At 73.4% G+C, this 18,940-nt stretch carries 20 protein-coding genes; 6 read left to right on the top strand and 14 right to left on the bottom strand.

Annotation, left to right across the window (positions count from 1 at the left end; all coding sequences use genetic code 11):
* Positions 1-30: 30 nt before the first annotated feature.
* The 10 genes from bioB to GQ466_RS04540 all read right to left on the bottom strand — a co-directional run bounded on the left by bioB (position 31) and on the right by GQ466_RS04540 (position 8,856).
* Entirely contained in the window at positions 31-1,026 is a 996-nt protein-coding gene (gene bioB / locus GQ466_RS04585) for a biotin synthase BioB (RefSeq protein WP_161101484.1), read from the bottom strand.
* A complete protein-coding gene (bioD, locus tag GQ466_RS04580; RefSeq protein ID WP_337193316.1) occupies positions 1,023-1,757 on the bottom strand; it encodes a dethiobiotin synthase in 735 nt (244 codons plus the stop codon). The genes bioB and bioD overlap by 4 nt, the downstream gene beginning before the upstream one ends.
* 86 nt (positions 1,758-1,843) lie before the next feature.
* On the bottom strand, positions 1,844-2,032 hold the full coding sequence (gene bsaP, locus GQ466_RS04575; RefSeq protein ID WP_161101483.1) for a biotin synthase auxiliary protein BsaP: 189 nt from the start codon (positions 2,030-2,032) through the stop codon (positions 1,844-1,846).
* A gap of 15 nt (positions 2,033-2,047) precedes the next feature.
* Entirely contained in the window at positions 2,048-2,260 is a 213-nt protein-coding gene (locus tag GQ466_RS04570) for a biotin/lipoyl-binding carrier protein (RefSeq protein WP_161101482.1), read from the bottom strand.
* Positions 2,261-2,306: 46 nt separating this feature from the next.
* The gene (locus GQ466_RS04565; RefSeq protein ID WP_161101481.1) at positions 2,307-3,644 is read right to left on the bottom strand and encodes an ATP-binding protein; all 1,338 of its coding nucleotides are present in this window, start codon (positions 3,642-3,644) and stop codon (positions 2,307-2,309) included.
* Positions 3,645-3,798: 154 nt separating this feature from the next.
* Positions 3,799-5,106, bottom strand: coding sequence for an HD-GYP domain-containing protein (locus tag GQ466_RS04560; protein ID WP_161101480.1), 1,308 nt, complete (start codon positions 5,104-5,106; stop codon positions 3,799-3,801).
* Positions 5,103-6,446, bottom strand: coding sequence for an HD-GYP domain-containing protein (locus GQ466_RS04555; RefSeq protein ID WP_202419967.1), 1,344 nt, complete (start codon positions 6,444-6,446; stop codon positions 5,103-5,105). The genes GQ466_RS04560 and GQ466_RS04555 overlap by 4 nt, the downstream gene beginning before the upstream one ends.
* Positions 6,447-6,977: 531 nt before the next feature.
* Positions 6,978-7,904, bottom strand: a complete 927-nt coding sequence (locus GQ466_RS04550; RefSeq protein WP_161101479.1) for an NAD-dependent epimerase/dehydratase family protein — start codon at positions 7,902-7,904, stop codon at positions 6,978-6,980.
* 37 nt (positions 7,905-7,941) lie between these two features.
* Complete coding sequence (gene rsrA / locus GQ466_RS04545) at positions 7,942-8,247, bottom strand: mycothiol system anti-sigma-R factor (protein WP_161101478.1); 306 nt, start codon at positions 8,245-8,247, stop codon at positions 7,942-7,944.
* A gap of 3 nt (positions 8,248-8,250) precedes the next feature.
* Positions 8,251-8,856, bottom strand: coding sequence for a sigma-70 family RNA polymerase sigma factor (locus GQ466_RS04540; RefSeq protein ID WP_337193393.1), 606 nt, complete (start codon positions 8,854-8,856; stop codon positions 8,251-8,253).
* Between the two features lie 362 nt (positions 8,857-9,218).
* On the opposite strand from GQ466_RS04540, the gene GQ466_RS04535 reads away from it, so the two are divergent.
* Complete coding sequence (locus GQ466_RS04535; protein WP_161101477.1) at positions 9,219-10,022, top strand: class I SAM-dependent methyltransferase; 804 nt, start codon at positions 9,219-9,221, stop codon at positions 10,020-10,022.
* Between the two features lie 166 nt (positions 10,023-10,188).
* On the opposite strand, the gene GQ466_RS04530 is transcribed toward GQ466_RS04535, so the two are convergent.
* Positions 10,189-11,046, bottom strand: a complete 858-nt coding sequence (locus tag GQ466_RS04530) for an SOS response-associated peptidase (RefSeq protein ID WP_337193314.1) — start codon at positions 11,044-11,046, stop codon at positions 10,189-10,191.
* A gap of 9 nt (positions 11,047-11,055) precedes the next feature.
* On the opposite strand from GQ466_RS04530, the gene GQ466_RS04525 reads away from it, so the two are divergent.
* The 5 genes from GQ466_RS04525 (at position 11,056) to lhgO (ending at position 15,202) form a co-directional block, all read left to right on the top strand.
* Positions 11,056-11,751 carry a DoxX family protein gene (locus tag GQ466_RS04525; RefSeq protein ID WP_161101476.1) on the top strand — a complete coding sequence of 232 codons (696 nt, stop codon included), beginning with the start codon at positions 11,056-11,058 and terminating at the stop codon, positions 11,749-11,751.
* A gap of 76 nt (positions 11,752-11,827) precedes the next feature.
* The gene (gene rsgA / locus GQ466_RS04520) at positions 11,828-12,838 is read left to right on the top strand and encodes a ribosome small subunit-dependent GTPase A (protein WP_161102391.1); all 1,011 of its coding nucleotides are present in this window, start codon (positions 11,828-11,830) and stop codon (positions 12,836-12,838) included.
* A 69-nt stretch (positions 12,839-12,907) separates the two neighbouring features.
* Positions 12,908-13,711 carry a histidinol-phosphatase gene (gene hisN, locus GQ466_RS04515; RefSeq protein ID WP_161101475.1) on the top strand — a complete coding sequence of 268 codons (804 nt, stop codon included), beginning with the start codon at positions 12,908-12,910 and terminating at the stop codon, positions 13,709-13,711.
* 107 nt (positions 13,712-13,818) lie between these two features.
* A complete protein-coding gene (locus tag GQ466_RS04510) occupies positions 13,819-14,010 on the top strand; it encodes a hypothetical protein (RefSeq protein WP_161101474.1) in 192 nt (63 codons plus the stop codon).
* 13 nt (positions 14,011-14,023) lie between these two features.
* Positions 14,024-15,202, top strand: coding sequence for an L-2-hydroxyglutarate oxidase (gene lhgO / locus GQ466_RS04505; protein WP_161101473.1), 1,179 nt, complete (start codon positions 14,024-14,026; stop codon positions 15,200-15,202).
* Positions 15,203-15,206: 4 nt separating this feature from the next.
* Here lhgO and GQ466_RS04500 read toward each other — a convergent pair whose 3' ends face one another.
* From GQ466_RS04500 to GQ466_RS04490, 3 genes are all read right to left on the bottom strand, one after another.
* A complete protein-coding gene (locus GQ466_RS04500; RefSeq protein ID WP_161101472.1) occupies positions 15,207-16,592 on the bottom strand; it encodes a carboxylesterase/lipase family protein in 1,386 nt (461 codons plus the stop codon).
* A 77-nt stretch (positions 16,593-16,669) separates the two neighbouring features.
* Positions 16,670-17,479, bottom strand: a complete 810-nt coding sequence (locus GQ466_RS04495; RefSeq protein ID WP_161101471.1) for an SDR family oxidoreductase — start codon at positions 17,477-17,479, stop codon at positions 16,670-16,672.
* Positions 17,476-18,828 (bottom strand): cytochrome P450, encoded by a 1,353-nt coding sequence (locus tag GQ466_RS04490; protein ID WP_161101470.1) that lies wholly within the window; start codon positions 18,826-18,828, stop codon positions 17,476-17,478. Before GQ466_RS04490 ends, GQ466_RS04495 begins: the two co-directional genes overlap by 4 nt.
* Positions 18,829-18,940: the final 112 nt, after the last annotated feature.

The raw sequence follows: 18,940 nt of genomic DNA, 5'->3' as shown, positions 1-18,940 counted from the left end.
CGGTCTGCCGTCGGCTGTCCAAGTGCGGGGTCAGAGGGTCTTGGACAGGGCCTTGATGGGCATTTCGAGTTCGGTCAGCAGTTCCAGGTCCTGTTCGGCGGGACGGCCCAGCGTCGTCAGGTAGTTGCCGACGATCACCGCGTTGATGCCGCCGAGCATCCCCTCGCGGGTGCCGAAGTCGCCGAGCGTCAGCTCGCGTCCGCCCGCGTAACGCAGGATCGTCCGGGGCAGCGCGAGGCGGAACGCGCCGATCGTCTTCAGCGCCTCGGCGCCCTCCACCAGCGGACGGTCCGCGAACGGCGTGCCCGGACGCGGCGTGAGGAAGTTCAGCGGCACCTCGTCCGGCTCCAGCTCGGCGAGCTGCCCGGCGAACTCGGCGCGCTGCTCGCGCGTCTCGCCCATGCCGATGATGCCGCCGCAGCACACCTCCATGCCGGCGTCCTTCACCATCCGCAGCGTGTCCCAGCGCTCCTCCCACGAGTGCGTGGTGACGACGTTAGGGAAGTGCGACCGGGCGGTCTCCAGGTTGTGGTTGTAGCGGTGGACGCCCATCGCGGCCAGCTCGTCCACCTGCTCCTGCGTCAGCATCCCGAGCGAGCACGCGATGTTGATGTCCACGGCCGCGTTGATCGCCGCGACGCCCTCGCGGACCTGCTTCATCAGCCGCTCGTCCGGGCCGCGCACCGCCGCGACGATGCAGAACTCGGTCGCGCCGGTCTTCGCGGTCTCCTTCGCCGCCTCCACCAGCTCGGGGATGTTCAGCCACACCGACCGGACGGGCGACTGGAACGTCCCGGACTGGGAGCAGAAGTGGCAGTCCTCCGGGCAGCCGCCGGTCTTCAGCGAGACGATGCCCTCCACCTCGACCTCCGGGCCGCACCAGCGCATCCGGACGTCGTGGGCGAGCGCGAGGAGGTCCTTCAGCCGGTCGTCGGGGAGGTTGAGGCAGTCGAGCACCTGGGACGCGGACAGGCCGCGGCCCTCGTCGAGCACCTGGCGGCGGGCGACGTCGAGGATGTCGGTCACGGGATCTCCTTCTGGGGCAGACCGTGGGCCGCGTGGAACGCCACGGGGTCGAACACTCCGCCGAACGCCGGGGCCAGGCCCCCGCGCGCGGCGAGCAGGAACTCGGCCGGGTCGAGCGCCCCCGCGCCCGCGGGCAGCGCCCCGGCGAGCGGACGGGCGGCGATCGTCTCCAGATCGCGCAGGTTGGCGCGCATGGCGAGGTCCGGGTCGTCCGGCCACGCCCCGACGACGACCCCGGCGAGCTGGACGCCGCGGTGCGCGAGCGCCTCCAGCGTCAGCGCGGTGTGGTTGAGCGTGCCGAGGTCGGGCCGGGCGACGACCAGGACGGCCGCGCCGAGCCAGCGCGCGAGGTCGGCGATGGTGCGGCCCTCGTCGTCGTACCGGACGAGCAGCCCGCCCGCGCCCTCCACCAGGACCAGGGACCGGGACTTGGCGAGCGTCCCGACCTCCCCGGCCACCTCGGGCAGCCGCACCGGCGGGAGACCGGCGTACCGCGCCGCCGCCGCGGGCGACAGCGGGTCGGGGAAGCGCGCGCACTCGTGCAGGTCGGTGACGCCGGCGAGCCGCCGGACGTCGTCGAGATCGCCGGGCGCGCCGGGCTCGACGCCGGTCTGGCCGGGCTTCACCACCGCCACCGAGGCCCCGCGCGCCGCCGCCAGCGCGGCCAGGGCGGCGGTGACGACGGTCTTCCCGACTCCGGTACAAGTACCGGTCACCACGAGCACACTCACGTGCGGCACACTAGCGCGCACCCCTAAACCGCTGTCGCTGCCGGATCCCACAGTGTTGGCGGGCCGGACTTTGTATCAGCCGCGGATCAGCCGCGCGTCTCGCCGTGCTCGGAGCAGCGGGCCGTCCAGCCGAGCGGCGTCACCTGGACGATCATGCGGCGGCGGCACGCCGGGCAGTAGCGCGGCGGTTCCATCGCGCGGGCGGCGCGGCACGCGTCGTGCGGGCCGTCGGCGTCCGGACGGCCGCAGCGGTCGCAGTAGGTCGTCGTCTCCACGGCGGCACTTTACTCTTACTCGATCACCGCGAGCAGGTCGCCCGCCTGGACCTGCGCGCCCGCCGTGACGGCGAGCCGCGTGACCACGCCCGGCTCCTCCGCCTGCACGGGGATCTCCATCTTCATCGACTCCAGCAGGACGAGGGTGTCGCCCTCGTTGACACGCTCGCCCTCGGCGACCGTGACCTCCAGCAGCTTCGCCACCATCTCCGCGCGGACCTCGGTCACGGCGGGCTCCCTTCATCGCAGTAGCGCCCGGGGCGGGGCCGGCCGGTCAGCCGTCCCGCATCCGCCCGACGAGCGCGGTGTCGTGGCCGCCGTCCCGGAACTCGGGACGGTCGAGCAGTTCGAGGTGGAACGGGATGTTCGAGCGCGGCCCCTCGACGCGGAACGCGCCGAGCGCGGCGCGCGCCCGTTCCAGCGCCGCCGGACGGTCGGCGGCGTGGACGCACAGCTTCGCCATGAGCAGGTCGTAGACGGGCGAGACCGTGCCGCCCTCGGCGTATCCGGCGTCGATGCGGATGCCGTCGCCGACCGGCTCCTCCCACACCCGGACGCGGCCGGGGCCGGGCAGGAAGCACTTGGGGTCCTCGGCGTAGATCCGGAACGCCAGCGCGTGGCCGTGCGGCGCGGTGCCGGTGAACGTGACGGGCTCGCCCGCCGCGACCCTGAGCTGCTGCTCGACCAGGTCGATGCCGGTGACCAGCTCGGTGACGGGATGCTCGGCGGACAGGCTCGCGCCGAGTTCGATGAAGTAGAATTCGCCGGCGGCGGGCGCGACGAGGAACTCGACCGTCCCGGCGCCGCGGAAGCCGACGGCCTCGCCCGCGCGGACGGCCGCGTCCGCCATCCGGGTGCGCAGCTCGGCGTCCAGCGCGGGCGAGGGGGACTCGCCGACGAGCTTCTGGTGCCGGCGCTGCACCGAGCAGTCGCGGTCGCCGAGGGCGACGACGGTGCCGTCCGCGAGCCCGAGGATCTGGATCTCGACGTGCCGCGCGCCGGTGACGAAGCGTTCCAGCAGGATGTCGGAGCCGTCGAAGAACCGCTCGGCGCGGCTGCGGGCGGTGCGGTAGGCGGCGCGCAGGGCGTCCTCGGCGTGCGCGGCGCCCATCCCGACGCCCCCGCCGCCCGCCGCGGCCTTCACCATGACGGGGTAGCCGATCCGCTCGGCCTCCTCGACGGCGGTGTCCTCGTCCGGGACGGGCTCCCAGACGCCGGGGCAGACCGGGACGCCCGCCTCCTTCATGAGGTTCCGCGCGTTGATCTTGTCGCGCAGCCGGGCGATGGCGAGCGGCGGCGCGCCGATCCAGCCGAGGCCCCGGTCGGCGACGGCGCGCGCGAACGCGGCGTTCTCGGCGAGGAACCCGTAGCCGGGGTGGATCGCCTGCGCGTTGGTGCGGCGCGCGGCCTCCAGGATCGCGGCGCCGTCGAGGTAGCTGCGCGACGGGTCGGCGGACCCGATGAGGATCGCCTCGTCGGCCTCGGCGACGAACGGCGTCTCCGCGTCGGCCTCGGAGTACACCGCGACGGCCTTCAGGCCCATCGCGCGCACGGTGTGGACGACCCGGCTGGCGATCTCGCCGCGGTTGGCCACGAGGACGGACTCGAACACGGAAACGACTCCCTCTCGTCTTTCGGCACGTCTTCGCGCCGAGATTAGCCCGGTCCGGGCCGTCCGGGCGGCGGCGCGGACGACAAATACCCGCGCGTGGTTTTGTCGGTACCCGCCCTTCACCCGGCACACCCCGGCGCGACGGACATGCCGGTCAGTGGCGGGGGCGGCGGTCCACGACGCGCGACAGCGCCTCCACGACGGCCGGGTCGTACTCGGCCGCCGAGTCCAGCCGGAGCCGTTCCAGGACGGCCGCGCCCCGGTCCCGGTCGCGGGAGTCGCCGACGAGGTCGTCGTAGGCGTTGGCGACCTTGATGATGCGCCCGGCGAGCGGCGGGGACGGCTCGGCGTCGCCCCGGCCCGTCCGGTACGGGTGGGACGAGAGCCGCACGATGTCGGCGACCCGGTCCAGCACGCCGGTCTGCTTGATGACCTCGGCGCCGAGTTCGGCGATGCGGCGTTGCTCGGCGGGCGAGGCGAGGACGGTCGCGCCGCCGGGGATCGGGTCGCCGAGCGCGAGCTGCCCGATGTCGTGCATGAGCGCCGCGTACTCCAGTTCGAGCAGTTCCTCCTCGGACATGCCGAGTTCGCGTCCCATCGCGACCGCGAGCCGCGACACGCGCCGCGAGTGCCCGGTCTCGACGTACCCGCCGACCTCGGTGACCCGCGACAGCGCCCGGACGGTCTGCAGGTACGTCGCGCGGATCCCGGCGTAGCGGCGGAACGCGAACTGCGTGACGAGGATCGGCGCGGTGAAGACCAGCAGCGCGGCCGGGCCCATGACGGTCGTCGCGACGGCGATGAGCATCGCGGTCGCGTTCGTCGCCGCGCACAGGGCGAGCTTGGCGCGGATCTCGTCCCGGACGGCGATCCCGAACCGCACCGACTCGGCGCGCAGCACGGCCGTGACCAGCACCTCCAGGAAGCAGGACAGCACCACCACGACGCCCATGACCGCCAGCAGCACCTGCCAGGCGGGGTGCAGCCCGAGGATCGGACGGAACAGGAACGCCACGATCGCGACCGTCAGCAGCCGCCGCGCCATCGCGTCCGGCCGGGGCGAGCGCCCGACGGCCAGGTGCGGGAGCGTCCCGACGAGCATCCCGGCGGCGGCGACCGCGATCACCTGGAACGGCGAGTGCGTCGCGGGGACGACGTCGAGGAAGCCCGCGCCCTCGCGCCCGTCCGGACTGCCCCCCACCCCGGCGAGCAGCGCGTAGCCGAGCGCGCCCGCGGTGCCGACCGGCGCGACCTCGCGGTTGCCCGGCATCACCATCCGGAACAGCTCGCCGAGCGCGATGAGCACGCCGAAGAACACGGCCATGTCGGGCTGCACGAGCCGGACCGCCGCGACCTCGGTGACCGCCACCAGCACGACCAGCCCGGCCGTCGCCATCAACAGCGCCTGCCCCGGGTCGATCGTCTGCCAGCCGGGCCGCCGGTACCCGGCCTCAGCGCTCATCGGGCGGCCCCGTCGCGGGTGACGCGGATCGGCGCGGTCGGGTCGTCGTGGTCCTGCGCGGTGGTCTGCGCGGCGTCCTCCGGCGGCGCGACGGGGCCCGGCGGGTCCCAGCCCTCGCGCTCCAGCGCCAGCAGGAAGGCGTCCACGATGACGGGGTCGAAGTGGTCGCCGGACGAGCGGCGCAGCTCGGCGACCGCCTCCTCGATGCTGCGCGCGGCGCGGTAGGACCGGTTGGACGTCATGGCGTCGAACGCGTCCGCGACCGAGATGACCCGCGCGAACTCGGGGATCTCGTCCCCGGCCAGGCCCATCGGGTAGCCGCGCCCGTTCATCTTCTCGTGGTGGTGCATGATGCCGGCGAGGGCCTCGTCCAGGAACCCGATCTCTCGGACGATCTCCAGCCCGCGCATCGGGTGGAGCTGGATCGCGGCCAGCTCGTGCTCGGTCATCGGGCCGTCCTTCTGCAGGACGGTCGTCGGGACGCCGAGCTTGCCCACGTCGTGCAGCATCCCCGCGTACCGGATCGCCTCGACGCGCGCGGGCCGCATCCCGATCTGCTGCGCGATCATCACCGAGCCGCGCGACACCCGCTCGGAGTGGCCGCGCGTGTAGTAGTCCTTCGTCTCGACGGCCTGGCAGAGCGCGGCGAGCGTCGCCGCGTGCGCGCGCTGCTGGTCGTGCGCCTGCTCCAGCGCCCACCGCGCGATGAACAGCGGCAGCAGGACGAGCACCGCCGCGAACGCCCGGATCCCCGGCCACAGACCCGCGATGAGCAGGCCGAACATGCTGTAGCCGAGACAGCCGAACACCAGGCGCCCGCTCTCGCGGAGCATCGCGCGCAGCGTGGCCTGCCTGGCGAGGACGAGGATGCCGGTCGTCAGCGCCAGGTTCACCAGCACGAACGTGATCGCCGCCGCGACGAACGGGCCGATCACGTGCTCCACCCACGCCGGCCCGCCCGGCGGGAACCTCGACCCGCCGAGCAGGTCGAACACCACCCCGGCCGCGAACCCGCCGAGCGCGAACTGCGCCGCGTTGAACATCCGCTTGACCGGCGCGAACATGCGCTGACCCGTCACGACGGCGCTCAGCCCGAGCAGCGCCGCGCCCGCCGGGCCGAGCATCACCACGGACGCCAGGCTCGCCGCGAAACCCAGCGACACCCGGGCGCGTTCCACCGTGAGCTGCGCCGGAGCGGAGTCGCAGACGAGGAACAGGACGACGAGGACCGCGAGGGTCGCCCAGTCCAGACCGGTGAACGGCGCGGTGACGACGATGCCCGCCGCCAGCGCGACCACCCCGCACACGAACACCCACGCAGCCGCGGGCAGCTCACGCATCGCCGCTCCACTTATTCAAGTTCCGGCCTGCTCCGCTCGCTGGCGCTCGCTCCGCAACCGGACCTTGGGCGAGTGCTGCATCGCTTCGCGATCTTCCCGCCCGGGGACTCGCCTTCGGCTTCGTCCCCGGGCGCTCAGTTAACGCACTCGCGTGACGGTCGGGGTCGCTGCTCAACGCCCTCAAACCCAGGAAATGCCGCGCTTGGTCGTCTTTGTGCGCTCGGTGGTCTTGGTGATGGTCACGAGTCTCCCCCCACGTGCCCTGGAGCCCTCCGGGACAGGCCCGGGAAGGGCGCGCACCTTACAGGACGCACACCCCAGGATCCCTTAACTGATTCTGGGCCAAGCCTAACGTGGGTGTACTAAGCCACACAGGGATGCTGCGAATCGTGAGCAAAGCGTGAACTAATGACCACGGTGGGTGACGCTGCGGGTTCTTTTGTCGACGCTGCGTACGCGCACAATGCACTTGCACGCCTTGCTTGCACGCGAATCTGCACGTGCCCACCCGCGGAGCGGTGAAGGCGCCTGTCAGGACCGCTGGCGGGTGCGGCCTTTGGCCCATTCGACCGTCTTCTCCAGGCCGTCCTGGAGTGCGGTGGAGGGTTCCCAGCCGAGCGTCGTTCTCGTCTCGGACGGGTCGACGGCCATCGTCGGGAGGTCGCCGAGTCTGGGCGGGGCGAACGCGGGAGCGTCCGGGGCGCCTGCGGCTTTCGCGACGAGCGTGTGCAGGGCTCGGTCGGTGGTTTGGCTGCCCGTGCCGACGTTGAAGCGTCGGCCGCTGCCCGCTTCGCCGATCGCGCGGGCGAACGCGTCCACCACGTCGGCCACGTAGATGTAGTCGCGGGTCTGGGTGCCGTCGCCGTACACGCGGGTCGGGCGGCCCGCGAGCAGCGCGTCGGTGAAGATCGAGACCACGCCCGCCTCGCCCTCGGGCGTCTGGCGCGGGCCGTAGACGTTCGCGAGCGTCAGCGTCGTGAAGTCCAGGCCGTGCAGCGCCCGGTACATGCCCGCGTAGACCTCGCCCGCCACCTTGGACGCCGCGTACGGCGACGCGGGGCGCAGCGGGGCGTCCGCCGGGACGGGCAGAGTGTCGGGGACGCCGTAGACCGCGCAGCTCGACGTCAGCACGACCTTGCGTCCGCCCGCCGCGCGCATCGCCTCCAGCAGGTTCGCGGTGCCGAGCACGTTGACGCGGGCGTCGTGCGCGGGGTCGGCGACGCTCGCGCGGACGCTCACCTGCGCCGCGAGGTGGCACGCCGCCTCGGGACGGAACGCCGCGACCCGTGCCGCGACGGCCGGGTCCGCGACGTCCAGCTCCCACAGCTCCACGTCGTCGCGGACGTTCCCGCCCGAGGACAGGTCGTCCAGACCGGCGACCTCGTGGCCGTCGGCCAGCAGCCGGTCGACGAGATGGGAGCCGATGAACCCGGCGGCGCCGGTGACGAGTACGCGCATTGCAGCACGATACAAGCGCACCGGCGCTCCGACCCGGTCAGCCCGTTCCGGCGGGCCTCCCCGCGGGGGACGCCTCGGCGTCCTTCAGCTCGCCGCAGATCTGCTCGATGCGGCCGAGGATCCGGGAGCGCAGGTCCGACGGGACGGGCTCGCACCCGCACGACTTGTGGACGAGCTTCTTGACCGACTCCTCCAGCCCGTACTCCCGCAGGCACGGCCCGCACTCGTCCAGATGCTGACGGACCTCGCCGCACCCGCCCTGGTCCAGCTCGCCGTCCAGATAGGAGTAGACGCGGGCCAATACCTCGGTGCACGGGGTCTCATGCGCTTCGCCGCAGCTCATGCGTCACTCACCCTTTCCGCTCGCCCCGGAGAGCCCCCGCTCCCGGGCGTAGTCCTCCAGCATCCCCCGCAGCTGACGCCGGCCGCGGTGCAGCCGCGACATCACGGTACCGATGGGAGTGCCCATGATGTCGGCGATCTCCTTGTACGCGAAGCCCTCGACGTCGGCGAGGTACACCGCGATGCGGAACTCCTCGGGCAGATCCTGCAGAGCCCGCTTGACGTCGGAGTCCGGCAGGTGCTCCAGCGCCTCGGCCTCCGCGGACTTCAGCCCGCTGGAGGTGTGGGACTCGGCGCGCGCGAGCTGCCAGTCCTCGATCTCCTCGGCGCCCGACTGCTGCGGCTGGCGCTGCTTCTTGCGGTAGGTGTTGATGAACGTGTTCGTCAGGATGCGGTAGAGCCACGCCTTGAGGTTCGTTCCCTCTTTGAACTGGTGGAACGATCCGAAGGCCTTGGCGAAGGTCTCCTGCACGAGGTCCTCGGCGTCCGCGGGGTTGCGCGTCATCCGCAGCGCGGCCGAGTAAAGCTGATCCAAGTACGGGAGCACATCGCGCTGGAACCGCTCCTGGCGCTGCTCGACGGTCTCAGTGGTCCCCTGTACCTGACCCACCCCCTTGGCTGTGGCGACACCGGTGGCGTCGTCCCCGACCGACGATAGCGGGCCGCGTCGCCGCGGCACTCCGCCGGGGGCGGGCACCAGGCCGGGCGGCGTCGGGACGGACCCGCCCCGGCGTTCGGCAACGACTGTGGTCATCGAAGGGAACCTCCTCGCATCCTGTGAGACGGTGCAACACCGAAGGGCGTGTCCGGATTCCCGACCGGACCGTGGACGCGTCCGGTCCCGCGCGCCGACCCCCGCGCGGGACCGCCCCAGAAACCGGCGCGCGGCGACCCGTTCCGCGGAGGGTGACGCCGGGCGCGACGGGGAAGAAGTTGACGTACACGGCGAGAACAGGAGCGGCCTTGCTACCGGTGCCGGCGCGACCTCCCGAGCCTCCCAGCACGACCGGCCGCCGCGGCCATGACGCGGGAGCACCTGCGGCTGACGACGAGCCGCTCGCGCTTTATTGGGCGTTCTATTGGGCCGTGGCCGAAGCGCAGCTCGCGCGCTGGCTGCCCCGGCGGCCGGGGCGGCTGCTCGACGTCTCCGGCGACGACGGGCGCAGCGCCGCGCAGGCCGCCGGGGCGGGCCACCGCGTGATCGAGGTGGTGGAGCCCGCGCCGGACGCGGCGAAACCCGAGGTCCGGGCGGAGTCGCGGCCGAGCGGCGTCCGGACGCTGATCGCCGACACCGACCGGCTCCAGTACCTGACGGACGGGTCGGTGGACGGCGTCATCGCCGAGAACCGCGCGCTGTCGCGGCATCTGGTGACCGAGGCGGCGGTCGCGGAGATCGCGCGGGTGCTGCGGCCGGGCGGCAAGCTGCTGGTCTCGGTGGACTCGCTGACGCTCGGGATGGCGCTGCTGGCCGAGCAGAACCGGTGGGCGCACCTGTCGGACGTCCCGGCGGCGGAGGTGCTGCTCGTCCCCTGGCCGGACGGGACGATCACCCGCTGCTTCGGCACCGACCAGCTCCGCGAGCTGCTGACCGAGGCGGGCCTGGAGGTCGAGTGGATCCGACCGCGGACGGTGCTGTCGCCGTCCACGGTGGAGCACATGCTGACGCGGTCGCCCGCGACGCTGCCGCGCCTGGTGAACACCGAGCTGTCGGCGCCCGCCGGGGACGACTCGCTGGGCGTGCACCTGCTGGCGTCCGCCCGCCGCCCGGACGCCTGACGGCACGTCCGCCGGACGCCGGACTCTGCCAGGCGACCGGCCGCCGGCACGCGCACGGGCCCCGAACGGCGCGGACCCGAACTGCGCGGACCCGAACGGCGCGGACCCGAACGGCGCGGACCCGAACGGCGCGGACCCGAACGGCGCGGGGGTACGGGGCGGGGGCTCAGAACAGGGCTCCCTCCCCCGGGCCGGCCGGGCCGGTCGTGTCGTCGGCGAGCGGTTCGATGAGCTGCGGCCCGTTGTTGCGGACGTTGCTCACCGCCTGCCCGACCGGGAACGCCTCCATCGCGGTGGCGAGCGAGCCGTCGAGCGCGGGCACGAGCAGGCCCCGGACCTCGTCGGCGTCGGACAGGGCGGGGTCGAGCCAGGCGTCCCAGCGGTCGCGCCGGACGATCATCGGCATCCGGTCGTGGATGCGGCCGAGGGCGTCCGGCGCGTCGGTGGTGATGACCGTGCAGGTCCAGACCCACTCGTCGGCGGGCGACTTCCACAGCTCGTAGAGCCCGGCCATCGCCATGATCGAGCCGTCCTGCGGGCGGATGAAGAACGGCTGCTTGCGCGGCTTGCCCTCGCCCTCGGTCTTGTACCACTCGTAATAGCCGTCGGCGGGCAGCAGGCAGCGGCGGCGGGCGAACGCGCGGCGGTAGGCGGGCTTCTCGTGGACGGTCTCGAACCGCGCGTTGATCATCCGGCTGCCGATCGCGAGGTCCTTGGCCCAGGACGGGACGAGCCCCCACCGCAGCGTCCGCAGCTCGCGGACGGCCTCGGTGGGCTCGTCGCGGGGAGCCCGCGTCAGGACCGCCGGGACCTGCTTGGTGGGCGCGACGTTGTAGTCGGGCTCCAGATCCCCGTCGATGTCATCGAGGCCGACGGCGAACTGGTCCAGCAGCTCCTGCCGGGCCCGCGCCGTGGCGTAGCGACCGCACATGGACGCCATCTTGCCCGCCCCCTCCGACATTCCGCGCCCCGCGCCGTCCAGAGCGGCGGGCGCCGCGTGCTTGATCAGGCATTTGATGGGCATGAGACCGGCATGCGACCCATCAGCACACCGATAACCCTGCTGGCCCGCCCGCTCGTGGCGGCCCCGTACCTCGTCGCCGGGCTGGAGACGCTGCGCAGGCCGCAGCAGCGCGCCGAACAGGCCGGCCCCGCCCTGAAGAACCTCGCCGACCGGTTCGACTGGATGCCCACCAAGGACCCGGTGACGCTCGTCCGCATCGAGGGAGCGGTGAGCCTCGGCACCGGCGCGCTCCTGCTGGCCGGACGGTTCCGCCGTCTGACGAGCCTGGTGCTCGCGGCGCAGCTCGTCCCGGCCCTCGCGACCGAGCACCGCTACTGGACCGAGGACGACCCCGAGCGCCGCGTCAGCGAACGCTCGCACCTGCTGAAGAACGCCGGGCTGTTCGGCGCGCTGCTCATGGTGGCGGCCGCGCCGGGCACGCGCGCGGAGAAGCTGAAGCACCAGGTCAAGCAGGCGAAGACGCAGGCCGTCGCGGAGACGCGGGTGCGGCGCGCGCAGTCGGCGGCGGACCTGCGGCACGCGCAGCGCGAGCTGGCCCGCCAGGTGCGGGACGCGCGGCGCGCGGCCGGGAAGGCGGGCGGACGCAAGGCGGCCAAGGCCGTCAAGGCGGCCCAGAAGGCGAACTGGAAGGCGGCTCGCAAGTCGGGCAAGGCGTCCGGTGCGGTGAAGCCCGTCGGCAAGGTGCTGTCCCTGGCCGGACGGTGAGCCGCGACATGAACCGATAATCTGAGCGCCATGCCCGCTGATCTCGCTGCCTCCCCGTGCGGACGGGGGTAGGACCCTGGCACGGCGAACGAGCGACTACGACGAGGACGACGTCCGGGTCCGGCCCGGACGGCGGGGCTCGCGCCCGCGCACGCGCATCCGGCCGGCCCACGAGGACGCGGTGGCCGCGCTGGTCACGGCCGTGGACCGGGGCCGGTACCGGTGCCTGGTGGACGCCGGGACGGACGACGAGCGTCCGGTCACGGCGATGCGGGCGCGCGAGCTGGGCCGCAAGAGCGTCGTCGTCGGGGACCGGGTGGCGCTCGTCGGGGACCTGAGCGGCGGGCCGGACGCGCTCGCCCGGATCGTCCGGATCGAGCCGCGCACCTCGGCGCTGCGCCGCACGGCCGACGACACCGACCCGTTCGAGCGGGTGATCGTCGCCAACGCCGACCAGCTCGTCGTGGTGGCGGCGCTGGCCGATCCCGAGCCGCGTCCGCGGCTGATCGACCGGACGCTCGTCGCGGCCTACGACGCCGGGATGGACCCGCTGCTCGCGCTGACCAAGGCGGACCTGGCCGGGCCGGACGCGCTGGTGGCCGAGTACGCGCCGCTCGGCGTCCCGTTCGTCGTGACCGAGCGCGGCGGGGACCTGGCGGAGCTGCGCGGCCACCTGTCCGGCCGGGTGAGCGTGCTCGTCGGGCACTCAGGCGTCGGGAAGTCCACGCTGGTCAACGCGCTGGTGCCGGACGCCGAGCGCGCGGTGAGCCACGTCAACGCCGTCACCGGGCGGGGGCGGCACACCTCGTCGTCGGCGCTGGCGCTGGAGCTGCCGGACCGCGCCGGCTGGATCATCGACACGCCGGGGGTGCGCAGCTTCGGCCTCGCGCACGTCACGCCGGAGAACGTGATCGGCGCGTTCGAGGACCTGGCGGAGGGCGCCGCCGAGCGCTGCCCGCCGCAGTGCGACCATCTCCAGGACGACTGCGGTCTGGACGGGTGGGTCGCCGACGGCCACGCCACTCGGGCCCGCCTGGACTCGCTGCGGCGGCTGCTGCGCGCCCGGGAGGGCGGGGACGAGGCGTAGCCGCCCGGACACGGCGGGAGGAATGCGGGCGATGCGCTCCGGCGAGGGCGTCCGGTACCGTGGCTCGCCGTGGCGGGCTATTCCGATGACCTGCGTCTCGCGCACGTACTGGCGGACGGGGCCGATGACATCACGAGCCGGCGCTTCCGCGCCCTCGATCTGGCCATCGACACCAAACCGGACCTGACGCCGGTCAGCGACGCCGACCGCAGCGTCGAGGAGCAGATCCGCGGGACGCTCAGGCGGGCCCGGCCGCGCGACGCGATCCTCGGCGAGGAGTACGGCCGCACCGGCTACGGGCAGCGCTGCTGGATCATCGACCCGATCGACGCGACGAAGAACTTCGTCCGGGGCGTCCCGGTCTGGGCGACGCTGATCGCGCTGATGGACGGCGAGGAGGTCGTCGTCGGCGTCGTCTCGGCGCCCGCGCTGAACAGGCGGTGGTGGGCGGCGCGCGGCGGCGGCGCGTGGACGGGCCGGAGCCTGACCCGCGCGAGCCGTATGCAGGTGTCGTCGGTGTCCGGCCTGAAAGACGCCTCGCTGTCGTTCTCCAGCCTGAGCGGCTGGGAGGAGCGCGACCGTCTCGACAAGTTCCTCGACCTGACCCGCTCGGTGTGGCGGACGCGCGCGTTCGGGGACTTCTGGTCGCACATGATGGTCGCCGAGGGCGCCGTGGACGTCTCCTGCGAGCCCGAGGTGTCCCTGTGGGACCTCGCGGCGCTCCAGGTGATCGTCGAAGAGGCGGGCGGCATGTTCACCGACCTGTCCGGCCGCCCCGGCCCGGACGGCGGCAGCGTCGTCTGCACGAACGGCCTGCTGCACGCGGAGGTCCTGCGCGCGCTCGGCGGCGGCCCCCTCTCCATCGTCCGCTGACGTCGTCCCAGGTGACGGATCCACCGTCGCGACATATCGTGGATCGGAACGACGGCCCGCGCCCGTCCGTTGGGCAGGTGGGCGGTCCCTCGCGAAGGTAGGTGGAGATGTCGACCGGAACCAAGATCGCCATCGGCGGAGTCGTCGTCGGATTCCTGACGCTGTTCGTCTTCCCCTGGTGGCTGAGCACGCTGATCATCCTCGGCGCGATCGGCCTGCCGGTGGCCGGATACCTGCTGCTCGACCCGTCGCAGCGCAAGCGCGTCAACCGCCAGGCCCGCAAACGCATCGGAAGCTGACCCCCGCGCTAGTGTGCCCGGGGTGGAGCGGATCGGGGTCGTCGGGGCGGGGATCGTCGGGCTGGCGGTGGCGCGGCGGCTCGCCGCGACGCGGCCGGGGGCGGTGGTCACGGTTCTCGACAAGGAGGACCGGGTCGGCGCGCACCAGACCGGGCACAACAGCGGTGTCGCGCATGCCGGGTTGTATTACAAGCCCGGGTCGTTGAAGGCGACGTTGTGCCGGCGCGGGATCGGGCTGCTGAAGGAGTACTGCGCGGAGCGCGGGCTGCCGTATCGGGAGGTCGGGAAGCTCGTCGTGGCGCGGAATGCCGCCGAGTTCGCCGCGCTGCTCGACATTGAGGCGCGGGCTGCGGCCAACGGGGTGCCCGGGTTGCGGCGGCTGGACGGCGCCGAGCTGCGCGCGGTCGAGCCGCATGCGGCCGGGATCGCCGCGCTGTACTCGCCTACGACGGCGATCGTCGATTTCGCCGCCGTGGCGCGGGCGTTCGCGGACGACGTGGTCGCGGCGGGCGGCGCGCTGCGGCTGGGGTTCGAGGTGCGGCGGCTGCGTCCGCTCGGGGACCGGGTCGCGGTCGGGTCGCCGCACGACGAGCTGGTCTTCGACCGGCTCGTCGTGTGCGCGGGGCTCTGGTCGGACCGGCTGGCGCGGCTCGCCGGGGACGGCCCGGCGCCCGCGATCGTGCCTTTCCGCGGGGAGTACTACCGGCTGGCCAGGACGGACCTCGTCCGCGGCCTCATCTATCCGGTGCCCGATCCGCGGTATCCGTTCCTCGGAGTCCACTTCACGCGGCGGGTGGACGGCGGCGTGGACGTGGGGCCGAACGCCGTCCTGGCGCTGGCCCGCGAGGGGTACCGGCGGCGCGACGTCCGTCCGGCGGACCTGCTGGAGACGCTGCGCTGGCCGGGGTTCCCACGTCTGGCGCGGCGGCACTGGCGGACGGGCGCCGAGGAGCTGTACGGCTCGTTCTCCAAGCGGGCCTTCGCGGCGCGCGCCCGCGCGTTCGTGCCCGAGGTGACGGCCGCCGACCTGGTTCCGGCGCCGGCGGGCGTCCGCGCGCAGGCCGTCGACCGCGACGGCTCGCTGGTGGACGACTTCCGCATCACCGAGCGGGGCCCGGTCACGCTCGTCCGCAACGCGCCGTCCCCGGCCGCGACGTCGTCGCTGGCCATCGCCGAGCACATCGTCGGGTAGGCGGTCAGGCGAACGTCCGGACGGCGTCGTAGGGCGCCCAGCCCGGGTCGCCATCGGCGGCGAAGGACACCCAGGCGCCGTGCATCGCGTCGGCGAGCGGCTGCGGCGGGTCGTCCCCGGTCAGCGGACGGCCGTGGGGGCTCGCGAGGGTGTCGAACACGAAGCCCAGTTCGAGCGCGTGGCACGCCCCGAGGTCGTGGACGGGCGACGGCCAGGCGAACTCGTACATCCAGGTCCGTCCGGCGTGGCCGCGCGCGAGGCGGTGGGCCGGGCGGCGGAACATGTGGTCGGTGACGACCGCGCACAGCCGTTCGCCCGGCGTCCCCGCGGCGGAGTGCGCGGCGAGGACGTCGGCCGACACCCCGAGCCCGGACGTCACCAGGTCGAACAGGTCGTCGGTGATGTGGTCGATGAGCCCGTTCGGGACGACGTACAGGTTGAACTCGTCCCGGGTGTGCCCGACGAGGACGTCCACGTCGCGCCCCGCCCCGGCTTCGATGGCCTCGTCGGCGCGGCGCGGGAAGACGTCGCCGTCCAGGACGGGCATGAACGCGATCCCGCTCGCCGCCGTCGTCGGCCCCCAGCGGTCCGGGGCGGGCAGCATCGAGATCTCGTTCCCGACCGCGTCCTGCACCGGGAGGATCTTGCCGGGCGGCAGCGCGGCGAACGCCTCGGCGGTGGGCGGGATCCCGAGGCGCGCGGCGATCTCGGCGGTGACGCGCAGCGCGTCCGCGGGCGCCTGCGCGATCTGGGCCGCGCCGCTCTGCGCGACGGCCCGGCGGAACAGCCCGAGGTCCAGGGAGAGCAGCGTCGCCACGCTCATCGCGCCCGCCGACTCGCCCGCCACGGTGACCCGCGCGGGGTCGCCGCCGAACGCCGCGATGTTGTCGCGGACCCACTCCAGCGCGGCGATCTGGTCGCGCAGCCCCCGGTTGTCGGGCACGCCGGGCAGGTGCGCGAAGCCCTCGACGCCGAGCCGGTAGTTGATCGTCACGCAGACGACGCCGTCGCGGGCGAACGCCGACCCGTCGTACACGCCGACCGCGCCGGACCCGTTGCGGAACGCGCCGCCGTGGATCCACACCAGGACGGGCAGCCCGGCCGCGCCCGGGTCGGGCGTCCAGACGTTGAGGTTGAGGCAGTCGTCGCCGGGGATGTCCGGGTCGGGCAGCAGCGTGCGGAAGACGCCCGCGTAGCCGGGCTTGGGCGCCGTCGGGCCGTAGGCGGTGGCGTCGCGGACGCCGTCCCACGGCTCGGGCGGCTGCGGCGGACGGAACCGGTTCGGGCCGAACGGCGGCGCCGCGTACGGAATGCCCAGGTAGGACGAGACACCGTCGCGCAACGTGCCCCGCACCAGGCCGTACGCCGTCCGGACGACCGCTGACTCCATTGCCCGCCTCCCCGCACCTGAACGCCGTTCGGGTGCGAGCCTAGGTCACCGTCCGACCTGCGGGGATGTGACGTATGTCATGCGCCGCCCCGAATGCGCTCGTCGTAGGCGCGGCGGGCCTCGGCGTCGTAGTCGAGGAACAGCGTGTCCAGCCCGTACCGGCGGGCCGCCGCGCGCCGCACCCGGTCCGGCAGCAGCGCGCCGAGCCGCACCCGGGACGCGAGCCGGCGCGGCACGACGACCTGCGGGCGCGGCCGGGCGACCAGGTCCACGACGGCCGCCGCGACCTCCTCGGGCGTGTTGTTCGGCATCCCCTTCGGGCTGCGCGTCCCGGCGATCAACTCGGTCGCGGTGAACGACGGCAGGACGGCGCTGACGTGCAGCCCCCGGTCGAGCACCTCCAGCCGCGCGGCCTCGGTGAACGCGACGACGGCGGCCTTGCTCGCGTTGTAGAGCGCGAGGCCCGGCGTCGGCAGGACGCCCGCGAGCGAGGCGATGTTGACGACGTGCCCCCGGCCGCGCGGCTCCATCCGCGCCACGGCGAGCTTGGTGCCGAGCATGACGCCGTGGACGTTGACGTCCAGGCAGCGCCGGGCGTCCTCGTCGCTCTCCTCGGTCAGCGGCCCGATCGGCATGATGCCCGCGTTGTTGATCAGCACCGACAGGGGCCCGAAGGCGTCCTCCACGGCGTCCAGGAAGGCGGTGAAGGACGCGCGCGCCGTCACGTCCAGCGCGAACGCGGGCGCGCCGAGCCGGTCCCCCGCCGCCCGGACGGCCGCCTCGTCGACGTCGCCGAGCGCGACATGCGCGCCCCGGTCGCTCAGCGCGCGGGCGGTGGCGAACCCGATGCCGCGCGCGGCCCCGGTGATCGCGATGACCTTGCTCATGACGCCTCCAGCGGGTCGAGCCGGACGGGCAGCCCGTCCTTCGGCGACGGCAGGGACGTCGTGTCCAGCGGCCACGTGTACCGTCCCGGCACGCTCCACCGATACCGCAGGAGCCATTGGTGCAGGACGCTCTTGACCTGCATCCCGGCGAAATGAAGCCCGATGCACTTGTGCGCGCCGCCGCCGAACGGCTCCCACGCGTACCGATGGACCTTGTCCTCACAGCGCGCGAACCGTTCGGGGTCGAAGCGCTCGGGGTCGGGCCACCACTCGGGCATGTGGTGGTTGGTGAGCAGCGGAACGACGACGGTCGTCCCGGCCGGGATGTGGTGGCCCAGGATCTCGGTGTCGCGGACGGCACGACGCGGCAACGCAGGCACCGGCGCGACGAGCCGCAGCGCCTCCTTCATCACCAGCTCGATCCCGGTGAGCCGGTCCAGGTCCTCGAAGGCCAGTTCGGGCTTCCCGAGCGCCAGGGACTCGTCCCGCAGCCGCTCCTGCCACTCGGGGTGCTTGGCGAGGTAGTACGCCATCGTGGTCAGCGTGATCGTGGTCGTGTCGTGCGCGGCCATCAGCGCGAAGATCATGTGGTTGACGACGTCGTCGTCGGTGAACCGGTGGCCGTCGTCGGTCTCGGCCTGGCAGAGCGCGGCGAACAGGTCGTCGCCGCCGTCGCGGCGCTTGGCGGGCAGGTGCGCGCGGAAGAAGTCCTCCAGGACGCGGCGCGCCCGCAGCCCCCGCTGCCAGCGCAGGCCCGGCACCGGGAACCGGACGTAGGCGGTCCCGGCCCGGACGGCGTCCACGAACGCCCCGTTGATCCGGTCGGCCTCGGCGCGGTCCAGGTCGACGCCCATGAAGACGTCCACGGCGAGGTCGAGCGTGAGCTGCTTGACGTGGCCGAGGACGGTGAACCGGTCGCCGGGCGTCCAGGCGTCCAGGCCGCGTCCGATGCCGGGCGCCATCGCGGTCATGTAGGCGCGGAGCCGGTCGCGGGTGAACGCCTGCTGCATGATCCGGCGGTGGTGCAGGTGCTCGTCGAAGTCCAGCAGCATGATCCCGCGCCGGAAGAACGGGCCGATGTAGTAGCTCCACGCCGGGCCGCTCGCGAACGCCTTGTCCCGGTTGACGAGGACGATCTCGGCCGCCTCGGGTCCCTGGACGGTGACGGTCCTGCGGCCGAGCAGCCAGGACCAGCTCACCGGCCCGAACTGCTTGTACCGCTTGGTCGCCGTGCCGAACGGGTTCCGCATCACCTGGAGCGTCTGCCCGATGTACGGGAGGCCGGGCGCGCCGGTGACGGGCTTGAGCCCGCTGCCGTCGGGGGGCGTGGCGAGGATGCGGGCGGCCATGGGTCCTCCGGGGGCGACATGAGGAAGTTCGGGGGTTAGATACCGTTCTAGCCCCGTGACGCCAGTAAGTACAGAGTTACCCGAGGTAACGCGGACATCGAGGGACGGCAAA

The sequence above is a fragment of the Actinomadura rayongensis genome (assembly GCF_009831215.1).
Taxonomy (GTDB): domain Bacteria; phylum Actinomycetota; class Actinomycetes; order Streptosporangiales; family Streptosporangiaceae; genus Spirillospora; species Spirillospora rayongensis.
The sequence above is the reverse complement of the archived record's forward strand: the minus strand, read 5'-3'. Positions and strand labels throughout refer to the sequence as shown.